The organism is Microbulbifer agarilyticus S89 (assembly GCF_000220505.1).
Taxonomy (GTDB): domain Bacteria; phylum Pseudomonadota; class Gammaproteobacteria; order Pseudomonadales; family Cellvibrionaceae; genus Microbulbifer; species Microbulbifer agarilyticus_B.
Window position 1 is genome coordinate 129,214 of sequence record NZ_AFPJ01000032.1, and the last position, 22,728, is coordinate 151,941.

Annotated in this window: 16 protein-coding genes; 5 read left to right on the forward strand and 11 right to left on the reverse strand. The window is 59.0% G+C overall.

What is annotated here, in order from left to right; all coding sequences use genetic code 11:
* Positions 1 to 33: 33 nt before the first annotated feature.
* The 3 genes from AS89_RS0109845 to AS89_RS0109855 are packed head-to-tail and all read right to left on the reverse strand — an operon-like array spanning position 34 to position 3,475.
* Positions 34 to 1,365, reverse strand: coding sequence for an N-acetylmuramoyl-L-alanine amidase (locus AS89_RS0109845; RefSeq protein ID WP_010132411.1), 1,332 nt, complete (start codon positions 1,363 to 1,365; stop codon positions 34 to 36).
* 53 nt (positions 1,366 to 1,418) lie between these two features.
* Complete coding sequence (gene tsaE / locus AS89_RS0109850; RefSeq protein WP_010132412.1) at positions 1,419 to 1,916, reverse strand: tRNA (adenosine(37)-N6)-threonylcarbamoyltransferase complex ATPase subunit type 1 TsaE; 498 nt, start codon at positions 1,914 to 1,916, stop codon at positions 1,419 to 1,421.
* A gap of 35 nt (positions 1,917 to 1,951) precedes the next feature.
* Positions 1,952 to 3,475 carry a bifunctional ADP-dependent NAD(P)H-hydrate dehydratase/NAD(P)H-hydrate epimerase gene (locus AS89_RS0109855; protein ID WP_010132413.1) on the reverse strand — a complete coding sequence of 508 codons (1,524 nt, stop codon included), beginning with the start codon at positions 3,473 to 3,475 and terminating at the stop codon, positions 1,952 to 1,954.
* A gap of 121 nt (positions 3,476 to 3,596) precedes the next feature.
* Between AS89_RS0109855 and queG the strand changes: the two genes are divergently transcribed.
* Entirely contained in the window at positions 3,597 to 4,709 is a 1,113-nt protein-coding gene (queG, locus tag AS89_RS0109860) for a tRNA epoxyqueuosine(34) reductase QueG (RefSeq protein WP_010132414.1), read from the forward strand.
* A gap of 13 nt (positions 4,710 to 4,722) precedes the next feature.
* Here the strand turns inward: queG and orn are convergent, their stop codons facing one another.
* Positions 4,723 to 5,265 carry an oligoribonuclease gene (gene orn / locus AS89_RS0109865; protein WP_010132415.1) on the reverse strand — a complete coding sequence of 181 codons (543 nt, stop codon included), beginning with the start codon at positions 5,263 to 5,265 and terminating at the stop codon, positions 4,723 to 4,725.
* 124 nt (positions 5,266 to 5,389) lie between these two features.
* On the opposite strand from orn, the gene rsgA reads away from it, so the two are divergent.
* From rsgA to AS89_RS17295, 4 genes are all read left to right on the forward strand, one after another.
* Positions 5,390 to 6,421: a small ribosomal subunit biogenesis GTPase RsgA gene (gene rsgA / locus AS89_RS0109870; protein ID WP_010132416.1), complete on the forward strand. Its 1,032-nt coding sequence runs from the start codon at positions 5,390 to 5,392 to the stop codon at positions 6,419 to 6,421.
* Positions 6,422 to 6,479: 58 nt separating this feature from the next.
* Complete coding sequence (locus tag AS89_RS0109875) at positions 6,480 to 7,286, forward strand: sulfurtransferase (protein ID WP_010132417.1); 807 nt, start codon at positions 6,480 to 6,482, stop codon at positions 7,284 to 7,286.
* Between the two features lie 193 nt (positions 7,287 to 7,479).
* Positions 7,480 to 8,334 carry an archaetidylserine decarboxylase gene (gene asd, locus AS89_RS0109880; RefSeq protein WP_010132418.1) on the forward strand — a complete coding sequence of 285 codons (855 nt, stop codon included), beginning with the start codon at positions 7,480 to 7,482 and terminating at the stop codon, positions 8,332 to 8,334.
* 11 nt (positions 8,335 to 8,345) lie between these two features.
* Entirely contained in the window at positions 8,346 to 9,569 is a 1,224-nt protein-coding gene (locus tag AS89_RS17295; RefSeq protein WP_010132419.1) for an MFS transporter, read from the forward strand.
* Positions 9,570 to 9,624: 55 nt separating this feature from the next.
* Here the strand turns inward: AS89_RS17295 and AS89_RS0109890 are convergent, their stop codons facing one another.
* From AS89_RS0109890 to pilQ, 7 genes are all read right to left on the reverse strand, one after another.
* Positions 9,625 to 11,001, reverse strand: coding sequence for an HD-GYP domain-containing protein (locus AS89_RS0109890; RefSeq protein WP_010132420.1), 1,377 nt, complete (start codon positions 10,999 to 11,001; stop codon positions 9,625 to 9,627).
* Positions 11,002 to 11,294: 293 nt separating this feature from the next.
* Entirely contained in the window at positions 11,295 to 12,374 is a 1,080-nt protein-coding gene (hemE, locus tag AS89_RS0109895; protein WP_010132421.1) for a uroporphyrinogen decarboxylase, read from the reverse strand.
* A gap of 164 nt (positions 12,375 to 12,538) precedes the next feature.
* Positions 12,539 to 13,957, reverse strand: a complete 1,419-nt coding sequence (locus AS89_RS0109900) for an FAD-dependent oxidoreductase (protein WP_010132422.1) — start codon at positions 13,955 to 13,957, stop codon at positions 12,539 to 12,541.
* Positions 13,958 to 13,972: 15 nt separating this feature from the next.
* Positions 13,973 to 18,424, reverse strand: a complete 4,452-nt coding sequence (gene gltB, locus AS89_RS0109905) for a glutamate synthase large subunit (protein ID WP_010132423.1) — start codon at positions 18,422 to 18,424, stop codon at positions 13,973 to 13,975.
* A gap of 399 nt (positions 18,425 to 18,823) precedes the next feature.
* Positions 18,824 to 19,909: a 3-dehydroquinate synthase gene (aroB, locus tag AS89_RS0109910; RefSeq protein WP_010132424.1), complete on the reverse strand. Its 1,086-nt coding sequence runs from the start codon at positions 19,907 to 19,909 to the stop codon at positions 18,824 to 18,826.
* A gap of 67 nt (positions 19,910 to 19,976) precedes the next feature.
* Positions 19,977 to 20,501, reverse strand: coding sequence for a shikimate kinase (locus tag AS89_RS0109915; protein ID WP_010132425.1), 525 nt, complete (start codon positions 20,499 to 20,501; stop codon positions 19,977 to 19,979).
* A complete protein-coding gene (gene pilQ / locus AS89_RS0109920; RefSeq protein ID WP_010132426.1) occupies positions 20,498 to 22,726 on the reverse strand; it encodes a type IV pilus secretin PilQ family protein in 2,229 nt (742 codons plus the stop codon). Before pilQ ends, AS89_RS0109915 begins: the two co-directional genes overlap by 4 nt.
* Between the last annotated feature and the right edge of the window lie 2 nt (positions 22,727 to 22,728).

Below are 22,728 nucleotides of genomic sequence, written 5' to 3' on the forward strand. Positions count from 1 at the left end.
CCGAAGCACCCGGAGCGCTTCGGACGGTAAAAATCAGCCAGCGGGGATGGTCAGGGTCTGCCCCACGCGAATCATGGAATTGCGCATGCCATTCGCCTTCTTCAGGGCCGCCACGGAAATGTTATAGCGCGCGGCGATTGCCGACAGGGTATCTCCCCGGCTAATGGTGTGTTTGCGGTCAACGCGACTGGCATTTGCCGCCAGCCAGGTGCCCGCGGGTGGGCGGGAACTGAAGTGGGCCACTATACCTTCACTGAGTTTTTCTGCCATTCGCTTCTGGAACGATGGGTCACGCAAGCGACGCGCCTCCTGCGGGTTGGTAATAAAACCAGTCTCCACCAGAATCGAGGGCACATCCGGATTGCGCAGTACCGAGAAATTCGCCTGCTCCACTTTCTTTTTGTGCAGATGGGTAAAGCTGCCCAGGGAGCTCAGCACACTGCTGCCAATATCCAGGCTGGCATTCATAGTGGCAGTCATCGCCAGATCCAGTAACACGCCCGCAAGAGTATCGTCCTTGTCGCTCAGACTGAGATCGCCGGCACCCCCAATCAAGTCGGACTCATTTTCCCGCTGCGCGAGAAAACGTGCGGTTTCACTGGTGGCACCGCGCGAGGACACCGCGTAGACGCCGGCGCCGCGGGCGTCTTTACGGGTAAAGGCATCGGCGTGAATAGATACGAACAGGTCTGCGCGCAACTGGCGCCCCTTCTTCACCCGGTCGCGCAGGGGAATATAGTAATCCCCGGTGCGCACCAGTTTTGCGGAGAAGCCGCGTTTCTTGTCCAGGGATTTTTTCAGATAGCGGGAAATGGCCAGCACCACGTCCTTTTCCCGCAGCCCGCCCGGACCGAGTGCACCGGGGTCTTCACCACCGTGACCGGCGTCGATGGCGATCACAATGTCTTTCTGGCCGCTGACCTGCACCTGCTGGATAGTTTTTTCTTCGACCTTGCTGCGGTCGTGCAAATCGATCACCAGGCGATCGGGCAGTTGCTCGTGGCGGCGCAGGGCGAAACTGCGCGGATTGACCGGCTGCTTGAGGTCCAGCACCACGCGCAAGTCCCGCTGGTTCTGGGTCGCATGACGCAGGCCGGCAATGGGAGTATCTGCCAGCGGCAGGTTGTCGATTGCCGCGGTAAGCTGCGCGCCACTTACATCGATCACCACGCGGTCAGGATTCTTCAGGGTAAACAGCTTATGTTCTGCGGGGCCATCGAGATCGAACACCAGACGCGTGTGGTCCGGCGCGCGCCACAAACGCACACCCTCCACTTCCGCACTGGATACGGGTAACGCAACCAGTGTTGCGAGGAGAAAAACAATGCTCGTTAGAAATCGCACCGGCAACCCTGCTCCAATCATTATTATTGCCCTGTTTATCGTCCGCCTGCTCGCACTAAATGCATCACGCCTGATCAGCCAGGGTCGAAAAGCGCCCTGCCCAGCACCTCGGTACCAGCATCACTGACTGCGGTTAATTTTAGACTGCGCCCCTCGCCCTGCAGCTGCAATTCAATCTGCAGATCCGGTGTCGGCAAAATACCAGCGCCCCGCTCGGACCACTCCACCAGGCTCAGGCTACCGGGGCCAAAATAATCCCGCACCCCCATGTATTCCAGCTCTTCCGCATCGCCGAGACGATACAAGTCGAAGTGGTATACCCGCTCGACGGGAAACTCATAGGGTTCCACCAGGGTGTATGTGGGGCTTTTTACCGCACCGCGATGTCCAAAAGCGCGCAACACGCCGCGGCTGAATGTGGTTTTGCCGGCACCTAACTGACCGCCGAGAAAAAATACCAGGCCGACGCTCATACCGGAGACGCGGCACGCTTCACCGAGCGTTTCACCCGCCGCCACGGTGGCAGACTCATCCGGCAAATACAGCACTTTTTCCACAGGCTTACCGTCCAAGATTACTAGCCCCTATTAACTCTTCAATTCAGGCTTCAGTCCACAAGCGCGCGGATATGCGGCAACAAGTCCGTGGCTAACAGGCCGCGCTGGCCATCGGCGGCCGCGCAATTACCCGCCTCGCCGTGCAACCACACCCCGAGGCGCGCTGCCGCCGGCAGCGCCATACCTTGACCAATTAGGGATGCGATTACCCCGGTAAGCAGGTCGCCCATACCGCCGGAAGCCATACCCGGGTTACCGGTGTTGATCACATCGGCGCCGTCGCGGTGGGCAATCACGGTGCCTGCACCCTTTAATATCACCACGCCGCTGAATTTTTCCTGAATCGCGCGCGCCGCCGCCACCGGGTCGGCGGTTACCTCGTCATTGGAAATCTGTAACAGGCGCGCCGCCTCTCCAATATGGGGCGTCAGCACCCAATCATCGCGCTGGGTACCGGCAAGGACGCGGCCACCGGCCAGGATATTCAGCGCATCCGCGTCCAGCACCAACGCCGCCTGTGCGCGGCCCGCACGGGCCAGTAATTGTTCACTCCACGGTGAGCGGCCGAGCCCCGGCCCCACTGCAATAACACTGGGCACCTCCAGCAAAGGCTCCAGCTCCTGCCCGGAAACCACCGGATGTGCCATCACTTCCGGGCGGCGGGTCAGTGACGCCACCACATGCTCCGGGCGAGTGGCGAGTGAGATCAGGCCACTCCCGGTGCGCGCCGCGGCCTCTGCGGCCATCATGGCAGCGCCACCAAAACCGTGGTCTCCGCCGACGATCATCACATGACCGAATTGATTCTTGTAACTGTCTGCCGTGCGCGCCGGTAGTCGCGCAAGGCTCTCTGCAGTATGGCGCAGTAACATACCCTGCACCTGTGGATAAATCTCGGCAGCCGCCCCCAGATCGTCAAACACGACCTCACCGGTAAGCGCTGGGCCGCGCCCCAGAAACAGGCCCGCCTTGCGTCCGATAAACGTCACCGTTACGTCCGCAGTGACAGCCTGCTCGGCAAAGCCGCTATCGGCATTCAGACCCGATGGGAGGTCCACCGCCAATACCGGAACACCTGCACCATTGATATGCGCCACCGCTGCATCCACCGGGCTGCGCAGTGCGCCATTGAATCCGGTACCCAGCAAGGCGTCCACCAGCACGGTGTTTTTATCCGGTGCGGGCATGGCGTCAATGGTCGACACTAACTTGGCACCCTCACGCTCGGCAAAGCCGTAGGCCTCCAGGGCTTCTCCCTTCAGCTGCTCCATCGGCACCCCCACGAACACGGTCACGGGGATCTGGCGCTGGGCGGCGAGGCCGGCAATCACATAGCCATCGCCGCCATTGTTGCCGCCACCACAGAAGACCTGAATTTCGGCCACCTCAGGCCAGCGACGACGCAGGCAGTCAAATGCCGCGCGCCCGGCGCGCTTCATCAACGCGCGCCCGGGGATCTTTTGCTGGTTAATTACCAGCTGGTCGAGCTGGCGCACGGCCGCCGCGCTGTAGAGTATTTGCGGCTCAGCAGCGGGGCTTGGGGCAAAATCCTGACGTTCCATGGTGTCCGACATAAGCGAGTACTGCATTCCTGCTGTGGTCAATTTTTAAACTGTGGCAAAATACCGGCAATTATACCGCCTCAACCGGCGAACCGCCGCACGCGGCCAGTGCCAATTTCCCCAATATCGACGAATGCGCAATACCCCCGACCCTCAGACCATGGCAGAACTCGCCGCACAGATTCGCGTGTGGGGGCGGGAGCTGGGCTTCCAGCAGGTGGGGATTACGGATTGTCAGCTGGAACAGCATGGCGAGCGCCTGCAGCAGTGGCTGGATGCGGGTTACAACGGCGATATGGAGTGGATGGGGGCCCACGGCGACAAACGCTGGCGACCGGACTTACTCGAAGCGGGCACTCTGCGGGTGATCAGTGTGCGCCTGGACTATTTGCCGCCGGATACCCAGCCGGTGCAGGTGCTGAAAGACCCGGGCAAGGCCTATGTTTCGCGCTACGCCAACGGCCGCGATTACCACAAGTTAATCCGCAAGCGCCTGGCGCAACTGGCGCAACAGATCGACCGGTATTGTGAAGAGCGCGGCATTCCCGCCCAGGGCCGCGCCTTTACCGACAGCGCGCCAGTGATGGAGCGCGCACTGGCGGAAAAGGCCGGACTCGGCTGGATCGGCAAAAACTGCATGGTGATCAACAGCCAGGCCGGCAGCTGGTTTTTTCTCGGCGAGATCTATACCAACCTGCTGCTACCGGTGGACGAGAGTGACGAGCCCAATCAATGCGGCGAGTGCACCGCCTGTCTCAAGGTGTGCCCCACCGATGCGTTTATCGATGCCTACACCCTGGACGCACGCCGCTGCATTTCCTATCTCACCATTGAAAACAAAGGTCCGATCCCCGAGGAGTTTCGCGAAGCCATGGGCAACCGGGTATTTGGTTGCGACGACTGCCAGATCATCTGCCCCTGGAACAAGTTCGCCAAACCCACCGCGGAACAGGCCTTTCACCCACGCCACGGCCTCGACAGCGGCGAGCTGACGGACCTGTTTCGCTGGACCGAGCCAGAATTCCTGAAAAAGACCGAGGGATCGGCGATTCGCCGCATTGGATTTGAACGCTGGCAGCGCAACCTGGCGGTCGCGCTGGGAAATGCCGACGCCACCCCAGAAGTAATCGCCGCACTGGAAGAGCAACTCGACTCAGCAACGCCGCTGGTGGCCGAGCACATCCAGTGGGCGCTAGCACGGTTGCGCAGTGGACGGCGCAGGAAACGTAAAATAAAACGCTGCTAAACCTGCGCCCGCATCAGCTCATGCGAAAAAAGTGCTCGCGGTAGTGCTTCAGCTCGTTGATGGAGTCGTGGATATCGTCCATGGCCAGATGCGACGAGGTCTTCTTTACCCCATTCAGCACATCCGGGCGCCAGCGTCGCGCCAGCTCCTTCACCGAACTCACGTCCAGATTCCGGTAGTGGAAGTATTGCTCCAGTAGCGGCATATACTTCACCAGAAAACGGCGGTCCTGGCCGATCGAGTTGCCGCACATGGGTGAGGCCCCCTCTGGCACCCAATGGCTAAGGAATTCAATGGTTTCCCGCTCCGCCTGGTGCTCACTGATACTGGAATCCTTGACCCGGGCCACCAGCCCGGAACCACCATGCTGCTCGGTGTTCCAGTCGTCCATGGCGGCCAGCAGCGCATCGCTCTGGTGGATCGCCATGACTGGCCCTTCAGCCAGCACGTTCAGGCGCGAATCCGTCACCACGGTGGCGATTTCAATGATGCGCTCTTTCTCCGGATCCAGGCCGGTCATTTCCAGATCGATCCAGATCAGATTATTCTGATCCACAGTAGTCTCCTTAACGGTCGCGTCCCGCGGCCAGTTGCCATTAAATTGGACGATAGCGAGGAAGGTACCGCAACCACCTAGCGATGCAAGTTATAATCCGCCGCTTTCCACAACCCGAACCCTCATGAGCAAACGCAAACTCAACCGCCGCCAGCAATGGCGCATCGCCAAGATCCAGCAGGAACGGGAGGCCCGCGCACGCAAACGCGAGGAGAACCTGGACCAGGCGGCGGAGGAAGGCGACCTGGGCCCAGAGCAGACCGGAATGGTCATTGCCAACTATGGCTCGCAGGTCCTGGTGGAAAGCGCAACCGACAGCCAATTGCGACAGCGTTGCCATGTGCGCGCCAATATCGACACCCTGGTGACCGGCGACAAGGTCGCCTGGAATCCGGCGACCGGTGAGGCCACCGGCGGCCTCGGCGTGGTCGGTGCACGCCTGCCGCGCCACTCGGAATTGCAGCGCCCGGACCGCTACGGCGACATGAAAACCGTGGCGGCCAATATCGACCGTATCCTGATCGTCATAGCGCCCTATCCGGAGCCTTTTGCCAACGCAATCGATCGCTATCTGGTGGCAGCCGAGACCACCGGCATTCAGCCTCTGTTGCTGCTCAACAAGATAGACCTGATTGACGACAGCAACCGGGAACACCTGGAAGACCTGCTGCAACCCTATCCAGACCTTGGCTACCCGGTACTGAAACTCTCCACCAAAACCGGCGAAGGGCTCGACCGGCTACTGGAAACACTGGCCGAGGGCACCAGCGTGTTCGTCGGCCAGTCTGGGGTGGGTAAATCCTCACTGATCAACGGCCTGCTGCCCAGCGCCGATGCCCGCACCGGCGCACTGTCGCAAGCCACCGGCAAGGGTACTCACACCACCACTGCGGCGGAACTGTTTCACCTGCCAACCGGTGGCGATCTGATAGACTCCCCCGGCATTAGAGAGTTCGGCATCTGGCACATGAGCGAACAAGCACTGCTGGAAGGCTATGTGGAATTTCGCCCGTTTATCGGCCACTGTCGCTTCCGCGACTGCCGCCACCAGAGCGAACCCGGCTGCGCCATTCAGGAAGCGCTCGCACGCGGCGACATCAGCCAGCGCCGTATGGACAGCTTCCTACACCTGCGCAACAGTCTGGAAAGTGACTGAGCTCAACTGACCGGCGACAACCTACTGCCACAACAAGGAATGCAACAAGGAACCCTGCGTGAGTGATATCCCACTGATTCTGGAACCGGAACAACTGGCTGCGTTGCTCGAGCACGAAGAGATCCGCGTGATCGACCTGAGCAGCCCGCAAAACTACCTGGCGGGCCATATCCCCGGCGCACTCGGCCTGCCGTTTCAGGCGCTGATGGCCGGCACCCCCCCGGCACCGGGCAAACTACCCTCAATCGAGCGCCTCACCCAGGTGATGCAGGCCATTGGCCTCACGCCGGATACCCACATCGTTGCCTGCGATGACGAAGGCGGCGGCTGGGCCGGACGCCTGCTGTGGACCCTCGAAGTCATCGGCCACAAAAATTACAGTTACTTGAATGGTGGCATGACCGCATGGAAAGGCGCCGGCCTACCACTGACAACCGAAGACGCCACCGTCTCCCCTAGCAATATCGAAGTAACTATCGCCGACGACGCCCCGATGATGGACGCGGAACAAATCCAGCAGCGTCTCGGGCAAAATGACCTGCAAATCTGGGACGCCCGCTCCCCCCTGGAATACCGCGGCGAGCGCATCGTGGCCATGCGCGGAGGTCACATTCCCGGCGCGATCAATTGCGAGTGGACGCAACTAATGGACCCACAGCGCGACCTGCGTATTCGCGCAGACGCAAAAGAATTTCTCGCGGCGCTGGGTATCGATGGCAGCAAAGAAATTGCCACCCACTGCCAGAGCCACCACCGTTCAGCATTTACCTGGCTGGTAGGAAAATCCCTGGGATTGCCGATCAAAGCCTACCCCGGCTCGTGGAGCGAATGGGGCAACCTGTCGGATACACCGATAGAAAATTAGACAAAAGGTTTTCGAAAACTTACCCAGAACAAATTTTGACGCTAAGGCCGGGTAGCTGGTTCGGGTTTTCAGGAGCGTCGCAAACAGGAGGTTTGCGCCGCAGCGCCCAGGGATGGGTTTACAGCGGTCCTGAAAACCCGAACCAGCTACCCGGACGCCACAGAACCACAACCAACGGGACCACCAAACCCAAATGCACCCGAAATTGTTTATTTTCCTGCAATACATCACCCCCCAGCACCTGCTCTCAAGAGCCGCCGGCTGGCTGGCAGAAACCCGCATCGGCGGTATTAAAAACCCGTTCACCAAGTGGTTTGTGGAAAAGTACGAAGTCAATATGAGCGAGGCGCAGGAAGAGGACTATACCGCTTACACCTGCTTCAATGACTTCTTCACCCGCGCCCTCAAAGAAGGCGCACGCCCGATCGTAGAGGGTGAAAAGACCATTGCTGGCTGTGCCGATGGTGCCATCAGCCAGCTAGGAGAAATCCACAATGGCAGAATTTTCCAGGCCAAAGGCCAGGACTACAGTCTGCTGGAACTGGTCGGTGGTGATCCCGAAGTTGCCGCACAATTTACCGGTGGCAAGTTCGCCACCGTGTATCTTTCTCCCAAGGACTACCACCGTGTCCACATGCCGCTGGACGGCGTACTGCAGCGCATGATCTACGTGCCCGGCGAACTGTTCTCGGTCAACACCACCACCGCCGAAAACGTTCCGCGGCTGTTCGCGCGCAACGAGCGCCTGGTGTGCATCTTTGATACCGCGGCAGGGCCCATGGCCATGGTGCTGGTAGGCGCTATGATTGTCGCCGCCATCGAGACCGTGTGGGCGGGGCAAGTCGCACCGCTGAAGCGCCAGGTACGCACCACCCGCTACGATGAACAGAAGCCCATCGAGCTGAAAAAAGGCGAAGAAATGGGCCGATTCAAACTCGGCTCCACGGTGATTCTGCTGTTTGGGGCCGACAAGGTAGATTGGCTCGAAAGCCTCGAGGCAAGTACACCGGTGAAGATGGGCGAGCACTTTGGTGACCTTATCCAGTAGCGATAACGACAATGCCCGCGGTACCCGAATTTATTCGCAGCAACCCCAGGCTCGCCATTTTTGCACTGGTGGCGGTGGCTGCGTCGGGCTTCGGGCAGACGTTTTTCATCGCGATTTTTGGCGGCGCCCTGCGCGCTGAATTTAACCTCAGCAACAGCTGGTACGGCGCCGGCTACAGCGCCGCCACTCTCCTGTCCGCATTGGTACTGCTCGGTGCCGGCACCTTGATCGATCGCTGGCCACTACGCCGCGTGGCCATGCTTGGCACCCTGCTGTTGACCGCTGGATGCCTGACATTGGCCTTTGCCCACAGTGCCTGGATGCTGCTACCGGGATTCTTCCTGCTGCGCTTCGCCGGCCAGGGATTCATGACCCATATGGGAATGACGACCGCCGGGCGCTATTTCGCCGAAAATCGGGGAAGAGTGATTGCGCTGGCCGCGCTGGGCTTTCCCATCGCCGAAGCACTGCTCCCCACCACCGGTTCGCTGATTATCCAACACCAGGGATGGCGCAGTGTCTGGCTGCTATCCGTGGTGGTGCTAATTATTGGTATTCTGCCGGCGCTCTACTGGCTCGCTGGCAACACTGGTGAACACTCCGAGCAATCATCCGAAGCACCACATCACAACAATAACCACTATACCCGCGCCCAAGTGCTGCGCGACCGCGGTTTCTACTGCCTGCTGCCCGCCGCATTGATGACTCCATTTGTGGTGACCGCGATACTGTTCCACCAGGGTGCCATCGCCGATGAACGGGGCTGGCCGCTACCCACCATGGCCGGTGCCTTTGTGGGGTACGCGGCAGGCCACCTGCTCGCATTGTTTTTTGCGGGCAGCATGGTCGATAAACTTGGCGCGCAGCGAAGCCTGCCGGTCGCCCTGTTACCCATGCTCGTTGCGCTGCTACTGCTCGCCTGCAGCAGCGCATGGTGGGTGCCTTACGTGTACTTGACCCTGATTGGCATCGGCCAGGCGGGAACCGGTACCGCGGGCAGCGCACTGTGGCCGGAGCGCTACGGCACCACGCACCTCGGCGCTATCCGTTCTGTTTCCCAGGCAAGTATGGTGCTGTCGACGGCCGCATCACCGCTGCTGGTGGGGCTACTGCTCGACCGGGCGGTAAGCGTCACGGGTATTTCGCTAATGTTTGGAGGGATCGTTTCACTGGCGTGTGCACTGACGCTGGCAGCGTCACTCACTCCACAACAAATAGTGATACAGCGCGACTGAGAGTCGCAGCTCCCTGCTTCGAGCACTTGAGGACTATGACAGCAAAGCGGCGGGATTAACCCACGGGCAATATACGGGTGAGGAAGGCTGGCAGTCGCGACTGGTTCAGGTACTGATCACGCACCTTGGTCACATCGATCGCAGGATAACGACTCGGGTCCATATCCTGGGTGATGGTGATCAAGCCGACTTCGGCGAGAGACTTCTTGCCCTTTCGAATCAACGCTTGCTTGCGATCGTCATCCGCTGCCATATCGAAAACACGCGGCTTTTCCAGCAGCTGGCGATTGCGATCGGTAACCAGCATGACCTTGGGCTTCAGGCGGCGCTGGTGGTTTTGCTCCACCACTACCGCCAACTCTCCGGTAGAAAGCTCTACCTGGGTGCCTGTTGGGTACAGCCCGATGGACTGGATAAACTCCACCACCAGCTGTTCTTGAAACGCGGAATTGCGCAGCTCATAGAGCTGTGCCACGGCACTGGAAGGCGGCACCGGGAATTCTGCACCGCGGGGGTTGGTGGCTTCATCGTAAAAAGTGACGATGCCACACATCCGTGCCAGCACCGGGATCTGACCACCGCGCAACCCTTTCGGATAGCCACTGCCGTCAAACTGCTCACGATGACAGCGGACAATATTCAGCACCTGCGGATCCACATTTGGATCGCTCGACAGCAGGCGCACGCTGTAATCCACAAATTTGCGGTACTCCAGCTCCTCGCGCGGGCTGCGCTTGTCTGCGGTCAGAACCTGCTGCGAGAGATACAACTTGCCAACGTCTTTCAGCAGGGTAGCAACGCCGAGTTGCACCAGGTCCTGGCGGCGCAGGCCGATATGGCGACCAAAAACCACCGCCCAGATACTCGCCCGCACGGAGTGGTTATAAGAGTGCTCATCTTTCGCCCGCACACGAGCCAGCCACGAGAAGGCATCGGGGCTGCGCAGCACACTGTCAACCATCTGGGACGTTGTCTGTGTTACCTGCGCTGTGGGCAGGGGCTGGTTGGATTCCAGCTGCACCATCACCTGATGCATACCCTGAATCATACGGTCGTGTAGCTTGCGCGCCTTGAGCGATTCTCTGCGTGCTGGCTGCGGGGCGGGATAACTATTGTGGGTAATCTGAACTGGCTTGCAGTTGATGGCCACGGGAATGCGGCGAGGCGCCGCTTTACCGGGCTTCTCGCGCGCGGCACTCTCTGCAGCCGTACGCGTAAGCTTGCGCAGCTTGATGCCCACATCACCGACGGTTTTCGCGACGTCCACATAAACGAAGCGACAGAACTTCTGCAGCTGGCGGATTTCTTCCAGGTCGCGGATATAAAACCCTTGCAGGGCAAACGGAGTGCGTGTCCACGGGCGATCGAGACGAGACACAAACATGCCTCGCTGCAAGTCCTCAACGAATACTTTCGCCTGCTGAATTTCCACTAGATAAGTGCCGCGCTAACCGTTTCGGTGTAATTTTTCTTTGCTTTTTATCTTTGTGACAAGCCGCGCCGAATCAGACCAAATCCCAGAGGCGCGGCCGAAGAAGCGGATTGTCACACAGGCATCCCCTCAGGCACGCCGTCAAGTTGTGATAGATATCACAAAATTGACCACTAATACCAGTCCTTAGGGATCCAGTTAATCAAAAAGCCGCCGATTTGGCGCCTTTTTTCTCATTAAGACTCAGAATGCGCACTCGCGGCCCATTTTATGGCGACGCGCGGCGATACCCCTCAACCGTGATACTGCGGGGAGAGTTCCACCACCGCATCAAACATTGCCCCCGCATGCGCCGGGTCGACCTTGGGCGTTACGCCGTGCCCAAGGTTGAAGATATGCCCACTGCCGCGACCATAACTGGCCAGGATGGACGCGACCTCTTCGCGAATGCGTTCCGGGTTGGCAAGCAGGATCGAAGGGTCCATATTGCCCTGCAGCGCCACCTTGTTACCCACACGCGCCCTGGCCTGGGCGATATCGGTGGTCCAGTCCAGACCAAGCGCATGGGCGCCGGTTTCGGCCATCGTCTCCAGCCACTGGCCGCCACCTTTGGTGAACAGAATTACCGGTACCTGACGGCCATCGTTCTCCTTGATCAGCCCCTGCACAATGCGCGCCATATAGGCGAGAGAGAACTCCCGGTAGGCGCTGTGGCTGAGCGCACCGCCCCAGGTGTCAAAAATCTGTACCGCCTGGGCGCCCGCGCGAATCTGTGCGTTCAGGTAATCGACCACCGAATCCGCCAGTACCGTCAGCAACTGGTGCATATCCTGCGGACGGTTGTAGAGCATCTCCTTGGCACGGGCAAAATCCCGGCTGGAGCCACCCTCAATCATGTAGGTCGCCAGGGTCCAGGGGCTACCCGAGAAGCCAATCAGCGGCACGCGACCGTTCAGCTCACGGCGGATGGTGGTCACCGCATTGGTGACGTAATCCAGGTCTTTCGCCGTGTTCACCACTTCGAGCGCGGCGATATCCGCACTGGTACGCACAGGCTTCTTGAACTTTGGCCCTTCTCCCTCTTCGAAATACAGGCCAAGACCCATGGCGTCGGGGATGGTCAAGATATCGGAAAACAGAATTGCCGCATCCAGCGGGTAGCGCTCCAGCGGCTGCAAGGTCACTTCACAGGCCAGTTCCGTATTGCGACACAGATCCATAAAGGTGCCGGCTTTGGCACGAGTGGCGCGGTATTCCGGTAGATAGCGACCGGCCTGGCGCATCATCCACATCGGGGTACGGTCTACCGGCTGGCGCAGCAGGGCACGCAGGAAACGATCGTTTTGCAGGGGAGCGAACTGGGTATCAGACATGAGGGCAACGGCTGGATAAATGGGCGGCCATTGTACTCTCGGGGTGTGATTTAGGACAGGGAGCCCAATGACGGAGCAACGAGTTTGTACAGATATTTCGTCGAATAGTGGAACCGCCAGATATCTTGCTGACGGTTCCACCGGAAAGGATTGCGGCTACAGGGTCAGACCTCGAGGAAGTCCAGGATACCTTCGGCAGCCTGGCGCCCTTCCCAGATGGCGGTTACCACCAGATCCGAACCGCGCACCATATCGCCACCAGCAAACACTTTCTCATTGGACGTCTGGAATTTGTATTGCTGCTTCTCCGCGGCAACTACGCCACCCCAGTCGGCCACTTCGATATTGTGGTCGCCAAACCACTCGGCCGGGCTCGGACGGAAACCAAAGGCAACCAGCACGATATCCGCCGGAATTATTTCCTCGGAACCGGGCACCACTTCCGGACGGCGACGCCCGTTTTCATCGGGCTCGCCCAGCTGGGTAGTCACAACTTTGACACCCTCAACCTTGCCATCACCGACAATACCCACGGGCTGGCGATTGAACAGGAAGTTAACCCCCTCTTCCTTCGCGTTGGCCACTTCACGGCGGGAACCCGGCATATTCTCTTCATCGCGACGGTAGGCACAGGTAACACGCTGGGCGCCCTGGCGAATTGAGGTGCGGTTACAGTCCATGGCGGTATCACCACCACCGAGCACCACAACGCGCTGGCCTTCTACGGAAATAAAGTCCTCCGCGTTTTTCTCCCAGCCCATGTTGCGGTTCACATTGGAAATCAGGAACGGCAGGGCGTCGTGCACGCCAGGCAGGTCTTCACCGGGGAAGCCGCCCTTCATGTAGTTGTAGGTACCCATACCTAAGAATACGGCGTCGTAATCCGACATCAGCTGATCAAAGGTAATGTCTTTGCCGATTTCGGTTTCCAGGCAGAACTCTACGCCCATCTCAGTGAAAATCGCACGACGCTGCTGCATCACGGACTTTTCCAGCTTGAACTCGGGGATACCAAAGGTCAGCAGGCCACCAATTTCCGGGTGCTTGTCAAACACCACCGGCTGCACACCATTGCGCACCAGCACGTCTGCACAGGCCAGGCCCGCAGGGCCGGCACCGACGATCGCCACGCGCTTGTCGGTTTTCTTCACCGCACTCATGTTCGGGCGCCAGCCCAGGGCAAAGGCGGTATCGGTAATGTACTTTTCCGCATTGCCGATAGTGACCGCGCCAAAGCCATCGTTCAGGGTACAGGCCCCTTCGCACAGGCGATCCTGCGGGCACACGCGGCCACACACTTCCGGCAGGGAGTTGGTCTGGTGACTCAGCTCCGCCGCTTCCATGATGTTGCCTTCACTGATCAGGCGCAGCCAGTTGGGAATGTAGTTGTGCACCGGGCACTTCCACTCACAGTAAGGGTTACCACAGTCCAGGCAGCGGTGCGCCTGGCTGGCTACCTGCTTCTCTGTGTACGGCTGGTAGATTTCCACAAACTGGTTGGTGCGGGTAATGATGTCTTTCTTGGCGGGGTCCACTCGGCCCACGTCGATAAACTGAAAATCGTTGTTTAGACGCTCTGACATACGTAAATCTCCCCCTTATTCGCCGCGCTTGCGCACATCGGACAGCAGTCCAGCGAGGCTGGCCGCCTTCGGCTTCACCAACCAGAATTTGTTGAGGTAATCGTCGAAGTTGTCCAGCAACTCCACACCCCAGGCACTGCCGGTCTCGGCCACGAACTCTTCGATCACTTCGCGCAGATGGCTCTGGTATTCCTCCAGCGCCTCACTGCTGATACGGCGCAGTTCGATCAGCTCGTGGTTGCACTTGTCGAAGAAGTCGCGATCCATATCCAGCACATAGGCAAAGCCACCGGTCATACCGGCACCGAAGTTCACACCGGTTTTGCCCAGCACCGCAACCATACCGCCGGTCATGTATTCACAGCAGTGGTCGCCCGCACCTTCGACCACGGCGAAGGCGCCGGAGTTGCGCACACCGAAGCGCTCACCGGCACAACCGGATGCAAACAGCTTGCCGCCGGTGGCCCCGTACAGGCAGGTATTACCAACAATGCTGGTTTCCTGTGAGGCGAATTCGCTTCCCTGCGGCGGGCGAATGACCAGCTTGCCGCCGGCCATACCTTTACCCACATAGTCGTTGGCATCACCTTCGAGATACATCTCCAGGCCGCCGGCGTTCCACACACCGAAGGACTGACCGGCAACACCGGTAAGGCGCAGCTTGATGGGCGCATCCGCCATACCCTGGTTGCCGTGACGTTTGGCGATCTCACCGGACAGGCGCGCGCCAATGGAGCGGTCGCAGTTGGTGAGCGCAAAGCTGAACTCGCCCCCGGCAAGGTTCTCAATCGCTGGCAAGGTCTCTTCCACCATGCGCTCCGCCAACAGGCCTTTGTCCCACGGTTCGTTCTTGGCCAGCTGACAGGTCTGCGGCTTGCTGTCGAGCAGCTCGTCGGTGTGCAACAGTGGCGACAAGTCCAGGGTCTTCTGCTTGCTGGTCTCCCCATCCAGTGTTTCCAGCAGGTCGACGCGACCAACCAGCTCATCCATGCTGCGCACACCCAGGCTCGCCATCCACTCGCGGGTTTCCTCGGCCACGAACTTGAAGAAGTTCATCGCCATTTCCACGGTGCCAATGTAGTGCTCGTCACGCAGCTCTTTGTTCTGGGTGGCGACACCGGTGGCACAGTTGTTCAGGTGACAGATACGCAGGTACTTACAACCCAGCGCGACCATCGGCGCGGTACCGAAGCCAAAGCTCTCGGCACCCAGGATCGCCGCCTTGATCACGTCGAGGCCAGACTTAAGGCCACCGTCGGTTTGTACGCGCACGTTGCCGCGCAAGTCGTTGGCGCGCAGGGTCTGGTGGGTTTCCGCCAGGCCCAGCTCCCACGGGGAACCGGCGTAACGAATGGAGGTAATCGGGCTCGCCGCGGTACCGCCGTCGTAACCGGAAATGGTAATCAAGTCTGCATAGGCCTTGGCCACACCGGCGGCAATGGTGCCGACACCGGGGCGCGATACCAGTTTTACCGACACCAGCGCATCCGGGTTGACCTGTTTGAGGTCATAGATGAGCTGCGCGAGATCCTCAATGGAATAGATATCGTGGTGCGGGGGCGGCGAAATCAAAGTCACACCGGGCACCGAGTAGCGCAAACGCGCGATCAACTGGTTTACCTTGCCACCGGGCAACTGGCCACCTTCACCGGGCTTGGCGCCCTGAGCCACTTTGATCTGCAGCACTTCGGCGTTCACCAGGTAGTGTGGGGTAACCCCAAAACGACCGGAGGCAATCTGCTTGATCTTGGAAACTTTATCGGTGCCAAAGCGCGCCGGATCCTCACCACCTTCACCGCTGTTGGAGCGGCCACCCAGGCGGTTCATCGCCTGCGCCAGTGCTTCGTGGGCTTCTGGAGACAGCGCGCCGAGGGACATGGCGGCGGAATCGAAACGACGCAGAATATTTTGCGCAGGCTCTACCTCTTCCAGCGGAACCGGCTGTACATCTTTTTTCAAACCCAGCAGGTCACGCAGGGTCGCAACCGGGCGCTGATTGATCAGCGTGGCGTAATCACGCCAGGCCCCGTAATCGCCGGTGCGCACTGCTTGCTGCAACGCCTGTACCACGTCCGGGTTAAACGCATGGTATTCCTCGCCGTAGACAAACTTGTGCAGGCCGCCGGGAGAAACCTTCTTGCGTGGCTTCCACGCCAGTTGGGCACGGGCGCGCATGTCGTCTTCCAGCTCGGCAAAGCCAGCACCCAGCACGCGTGCCGGCGCTTCCGGGAAGCACAGGTCAATCACTTCCTGCGACAGGCCCACCAGCTCGTACAGCAGCGCGCCGCGGTACGATGCAATGGTGGAGATCCCCATCTTCGACAGGATCTTCAGCAGCCCCTTGCAGATACCGGTGCGGTAATGCTTCTGCGCGGTAGCCGCATCCAGCAGCAGCTCGCCGGTTTCAATCAGGTGATTGATGACGCTATAGGAGAAGTACGGGTGCACTGCGGTAGCACCTACGCCAATCAGACACGCCAGCTGATGCGAGTCGCGCGCGGTGGCGGTGTCGACAACAATGTTGGAATCACAACGCAGGCCCGCGTGCACCAGGTGATGGTGCACGGCACCGGTAGCCATCAGCGCGTCGATCGGCAGCTTGCCCTCGGTGATATCGCGATCAGACAGCACCACAATTACGGTACCGTCTTCGCGCACGGAATCGGCCACCTCGCGGCACAGCTTTTCAATGGCACTCTTCAGGTCCAGCTGTGCGGGGTCGTAATTCAGGTCGAACACTTTCGCCGTGAACTCTTCACGCCCTAGATCCAGCAGCGCGGTGTACTTCATATGTGAGAGTACTGGCGAGGATAGGATCACGCGGTCCGCATGTTCTACGGTTTCCTCGAACACGGATTTTTCACGACCCAGGCAGGTTTCCAGGGACATGACGATGGTTTCACGCAGCGGGTCGATCGGCGGGTTGGTGACCTGCGCAAACTGCTGGCGGAAATAGTCGTACAGGCAACGGTTACCCTCGGACAGCACCGCCATCGGGGTATCGTCACCCATTGAGCCGACCGCTTCCTGGCCGGACTCCGCCAGCGGGCGGATTACCTGATCGCGCTCTTCCAGTGATGAGCTGAAGAGCTTCTGGTAAACCTTGAACTGGTCCAGGGAGAAATTGTTATCCACCGGTGCGGTCACCAGCGTGGAACGGATGCGACGGGCTTTTTCTTTCAGCCACTTCTTGTACGGGTGCGCTTTCTTGAGCTCACCATCCACCTCACCGGTGTGGCGCAGCTCACCCTTCAAGGTATCCACGGACAAAATTTGGCCCGGGCCAAGGCGCCCTTTGGCAACCACGTCTGCGGGGTCGTACTGGTAAGTACCCACTTCCGACGCAACCGTGATGAAGTCGTCCTTGGTGATCACCCAGCGCGACGGGCGCAGGCCGTTGCGGTCCAGGGTACAGACCGCGTAGCGGCCATCCGTCAGCACCAGGCCGGCAGGGCCGTCCCACGGCTCCATATGCATGGAGTTGTATTCGTAGAAGGCACGCAGATCGGAGTCCATGGTGTCGACGTTCTGCCACGCCGGTGGTACCAGCATGCGAATCGCGCGATGCATGTCGATGCCGCCCACGGTCAGCAGCTCGAGCATATTGTCGAGGCTGGAGGAGTCGGAACCAACGCGGTTTACCAGTGGCGTCAGTTCGGAAAGCTCCGGCACCAGCTCGGTGATGAACTTGTTGGTGCGCGCGACCGACCAATTGCGGTTGCCGGTAATGGTGTTGATTTCACCATTGTGCGCGAGCATGCGGAACGGCTGCGCCAGCGGCCAGCGCGGCATGGTGTTGGTGGAAAAGCGCTGGTGGAAAACGCAAATCGCGGTTTCCAGGCGCGGATCGGCCAAGTCCGGGAAGAACTTGGGCAGGTCCGCGGGCATCATCAGTCCTTTGTAGGACAGCACCGCGGTGGACAGGCTACCTATATAGGTATCCTGGGTCAGTTGCTGCTCAGCCTTGCGGCGGGCGACAAACAGGCGCGCGTTGAACTGCTGCTGTGCCAACGCTTCTTCTGCATTGTTGATCAACAGGTGCTCGAAACGCGGCAGGGATTCGCGGGCAATGGGGCCCAGGCACTCTTCATCGGTCGGCACCACACGCCAACCCGCCACTTGCAGGCCTTGTTCCTGCAGCGCGCGCTCAAGAATCTCGCGCGCACTGGCGGCCGCGGCCTCGTCCAGAGGCAACATGATGGATCCGACCGCGTACAGGTCACTCAGGTCCTGGCCCAGCTCAGCCTTGGCCACAGCGCGCAAAAAGCTGTCTGGTTTCTGCAGCAGCAGACCACAGCCGTCACCGGTTTTGCCATCGGCGGCAATGCCTCCGCGGTGAGTCATACAGGTCAGCGATTCAATCGCCGTCTGCAATAACTTGTGGCTGGTTTGGCCCTTCAGGTGGGCAATCAGTCCAAAGCCACAGTTATCTTTGAACTCATCCAATCGATACAGACCGCTACCCATAGAATTCCTCAAAGTGTTATCGCTACCCCGCGGGTGGTGCATGCCGCTGCCTCTATGCAGTGACAAGCAGGTCACAGCCGTAGACTGCTCCCGGAGGTATATTTATCTACTCTCGAGCCAAAGGTGCCGCAGAATTCACTGAATTTTCGAAACCCCAGTGACAAAAAAAGCCCACATAAAGGGCTTGGTGTTGCTCGCTCGCTGCGAGCCTGCGTTTATTGTTATCGGCTCTTTTTCCCGGCTTTCACCGGGGGGGCGCGCAATATTACTCGTGCGCCCCTGCGATTGCAAGATTTGGCAGTTTTTTCCGCTGTTAGCGGGCAGTTCGACCGATTTATCTTCTTTTTAGCGCAAGTTCAGACAAAGAATCCTCAGTTTGGTAAAAAAACTACAGATTCATCACTGCGCACCGCAGGCGCGCAGCGTCGCAACCAGCTGGTCTTTCGGTGTATCGCTGATTATTTGTGCGTCCCCGATGGCGCGCAACAGCACCAGGCGCAATTTACCGTCTTGCACCTTCTTATCCACCGCCATGGCATTCAGGTAGTCGTCAACCGTCATATTTTGTGGAGACTGCTGTGGCAGCTTGGCCTTGCTCAGTAGTGCGCGTAACCGCGCGACGTCATCGGCACTAATCCAGCCGCGCAGGTAAGACAACTCGGCGGCCATCACCATGCCTGCAGCCACGGCCTCACCATGCAGCCACTTGCCGTACCCCTGTACGGCCTCTATCGCATGGCCAAAGGTATGCCCGAAGTTCAGGATCGCGCGCCGACCAGACTCCCGCTCATCCTCGGCAACCACGGCGGCCTTGTCGGCGCAGCTGCGCTCCACGGCATAGGCCAGCGCCTGCGGATCCCGTGCCAGCAACAATTCCATGTTCTCTTCCAGCCACTCGAAAAAGGCTGGATCGCAGATCATGCCGTACTTGATCACCTCCGCGATCCCGGCCGATAGCTCGCGGTCGGGAAGCGTGTTGAGGGTATCAATATCGATAAGCACCAGCTGCGGCTGATAAAAGGCGCCGACCATATTTTTCCCAAGCGGGTGATTCACGCCGGTCTTGCCGCCAACGGAGGAATCCACCTGCGACAGCAGCGTGGTTGGCACCTGCACAAAATCCACACCCCGCTGGTAACAGGCGGCAGCAAATCCGCTCATATCACCGATAACGCCACCACCCAGCGCAACAATGGTGGTGCCGCGATCATGGCGGTTTTCCAGCAGACAATCGAACACGCGGTTAACGGTATCCAGGGTCTTGAATGCCTCACCGTCGGGCAGTTCGACCACATCGACCTGCGCAAAATCCTGCAACCCGTTGAGCAACGTCTTCAGGTACAGTGGCGCAATCGTCTCATTGGTTACAACGAGGACCTGCTTGCCACAGATATACTGCACAAACGGTTCAGCATCGGTTAACAGGCCTGAGCCAATCAGAATCGGATAGCTGCGCTCACCCAGGTCGACATTGAGACGGTGCATGGTTACTCCCTAACGCGCACAAGTTGGATATAAAAGAGATAGGACAGAGAAGGTCTGCGGAATGTACTTACGCGGAGGATTGCTCGGCGAGGCGATCGGCGACAAGCTGCGCAGCCTGTTTCGGGGTGCAGTAATCGGTATCGCAAACCAGATCCGCAACCTCGGCATAAAAAGCACCGCGCTGCTCGAGAATCTCGGCAAGCTTTGCCCGCGGGTCCTCTACCTGCAATAAAGGACGATTGCTGTTTTTCGAGGTGCGCTCCACCAGCTGGTCGAGGCTCGCTCTCAGGTAAACAATAAAACCGCCGTGCTTGAGTAGCTCGCGATTCTCCGGTTTCAGGACAATGCCACCACCAGTCGCGATTACCTGAACTTCACCATTACACAGGTCCCGCAACACCTCACTTTCCCGGCGGCGGAAACCCGCTTCACCCTCCACGTCAAAGATCCAGGGGATATCGGCACCGGTGCGGTCTTCCAGCACCTTGTCAGAATCGGCAAAAGGCAGCCCGAGTTGGGCTGCCAGCAATTTGCCTATGGTGGACTTGCCGGCCCCCATGGGACCGACAAGAAAGATAGGCTCGGAGATCACTTGCTAAAGGACAGGAACTCGTCCTGCATGATACGCGGCGTGATGAAGATCAGCAGTTCACGCTTATCTTCTTCACGGCTGGTACGCTTGAACAGGTGGCCAAGGAAGGGAATATCACCAAGGAACGGCACCTTGGTCTCACCCTCAATGGTTTGCGCCTCAAAAATACCGCCCAGCACAATGGTCTCACCATTGGCGACCAGCACTTTGGTCTGCAGCGAGTTCACGTTGATCGCTGGAATCTGTGCACCGGTAATCACGTTGGTAAACAACTCACCGACACTGTTCTGGTCGATGTTGAGGTTCATGATGATGTTGTTATCCGGAGTAATCTGCGGGATAACATTCAGCAGCAGCACCGCCTCCTTGAAGGTTACCGACGCCGCACCAGAGGAAGTCGCTTCCAGGTAGGGGATCTCCACACCGGAGCGAATGCTGGCCTCTTGCTTGTCACCGGTCACCACTTTCGGCTGAGAGACAATTTCGGCCTGCCCCACATCCTCAAGTGCAGACAACTCCAGACCGAGCAGGAAATCCTCTTTCAGGATCGCATACGCTACGCTGCCAGCCGGGTTGGAGACCCCCAAATCGATCAGCATAGGATCATGCAGGGTCTGCGGGGAAGTCACGTCAGGACCACTTCCATCACCGTCAGCAATCAGTCCGATTTGAGAACCAGAGCCAATGCCTAGGCCATCATCACCAACATTGTGGTCTTCCATATAGCTCCAGCGCACACCGATATCACGCAGGAAGCCGGTGTTCGCAGTGACAATACGCGCCTCGATCATTACCTGACGAATCGGGATATCGATCGCATTGATCAGGTCACGGAACTGGGAGATCTTCTCTTCGGTATCGGTCAGGATAATGGTGTTGGTACGCTCATCAACAATCGCACTACCGCGGGTAGACAGGATGCTGCGCCCCTCTTGGTCTTCACTACCACCGGCAAAATTGCCCTGGCCAAATCCACCCCCTCCAGACTGCCCCATACGATCACCCACAAACAGGGTGAAGATTTCTCGGGCATCGGCATAGCGAATCTGGATGTATTCGGTACGCAGTGGCGCCAGCTCTTCCAGCTGCTTGCGAGTCTCCAGCTCACGGCGTTCGCGCTCGGCAATTTCAGCAGCCGGGGCCACCATAATCACATTGCCTTCCTGGCGCTTGTCCAGGCCCTTGGCCTTGAGGATCAGCTCGAGCGCCTGGTCCCAGGGCACACCATCGAGGCGCAGGGTGATACGGCCCTGAACGGTGTCACTCGCCACCAGGTTGAGGTCGGTGAAGTCCGCAATCAGCTGCAGTACCGAGCGCACTTCAATATCCTGGAAGTTCAGCGACAGTTTTTCACCGACAAACGCAAACTCCTGCTGCTTCTCACGCACCTGCGCCACAGTCAGCGGCTTGACGCTAAGCACATATTCATTGTCGGCCTGATAGGCGAGGTAGTCGTAATCACCATCGTGAGGATCAACAGTTATCACGCTGTTGCGGCCATCGTAGTCAACACTGATAGAGTTTACCGGCGTCGCAAAATCGGTCACATCCAGGCGCTGGCGCAGGGATGGCGGCAGTTCCGCACCGAGGAAGGTCAGCACGATTTTGCCGCGGGTGCGCTCTACATCGATATTCACTGCGGGGTCACTCAGGCTGACAATGACCTTGCCCTCGCCGCCTTCGCCGCGACGGAAATCAACATTGTTAATGCCCACATTGCTGGCCGCCTGGAATTGCGCGCTACCACCGATATTGGTCGTGCTGCGCACTGGTGCAGCGGTGACCGCTGCAGTACTGGCACTGTCGGCACCTACTTCCAGTACCACCTGGTTGCCAACGCGCTCGCTGGTGTACACCGGCAGCTTGTCCAGGTTGAGAATCAAGCGCGTACGGTCTTCACCAGACACGATTACCGCGCTGCGTGCAGCGCCGATATCCATGCTGTATTTCTTTTGTGGCAGTACGCTTTCGACACCCGCGAAATCCATCACAATGCGCGCAGGCTGCTCAATGGTGTAGCCAGTTGGCTCCGGCGGCACATCGCTAAAGGTGAGACGCAGCTGGAGTCGGCTGCCCGGCAGCTCGGAGAACTGGATGTCGTTCAGCTGGCTGGCCAAACTTGGCATCGCCAAAGGCAGAATCAGCAGGCCCAGCAGCAACGCTTTTGCGCGCGACAGCTTATTGGCGCCCCAGGCCAATACTCGGGCGAGTTGCTTGATGATCATTT

Coding starts and splice junctions, on each gene's coding strand:
- AS89_RS0109855 (WP_010132413.1), bottom strand. CDS start 3,475: ATGTCGGACACCATGGAACGTCAGGATTTTGCCCCAAGCCCCGCTGCT.
- queG (WP_010132414.1), top strand. CDS start 3,597: ATGCGCAATACCCCCGACCCTCAGACCATGGCAGAACTCGCCGCACAG.
- AS89_RS17295 (WP_010132419.1), top strand. CDS start 8,346: ATGCCCGCGGTACCCGAATTTATTCGCAGCAACCCCAGGCTCGCCATT.
- rsgA (WP_010132416.1), top strand. CDS start 5,390: ATGAGCAAACGCAAACTCAACCGCCGCCAGCAATGGCGCATCGCCAAG.
- AS89_RS0109900 (WP_010132422.1), bottom strand. CDS start 13,957: ATGTCAGAGCGTCTAAACAACGATTTTCAGTTTATCGACGTGGGCCGA.
- asd (WP_010132418.1), top strand. CDS start 7,480: ATGCACCCGAAATTGTTTATTTTCCTGCAATACATCACCCCCCAGCAC.
- aroB (WP_010132424.1), bottom strand. CDS start 19,909: ATGCACCGTCTCAATGTCGACCTGGGTGAGCGCAGCTATCCGATTCTG.
- pilQ (WP_010132426.1), bottom strand. CDS start 22,726: ATGATCATCAAGCAACTCGCCCGAGTATTGGCCTGGGGCGCCAATAAG.
- AS89_RS0109845 (WP_010132411.1), bottom strand. CDS start 1,365: ATGATTGGAGCAGGGTTGCCGGTGCGATTTCTAACGAGCATTGTTTTT.
- hemE (WP_010132421.1), bottom strand. CDS start 12,374: ATGTCTGATACCCAGTTCGCTCCCCTGCAAAACGATCGTTTCCTGCGT.
- gltB (WP_010132423.1), bottom strand. CDS start 18,424: ATGGGTAGCGGTCTGTATCGATTGGATGAGTTCAAAGATAACTGTGGC.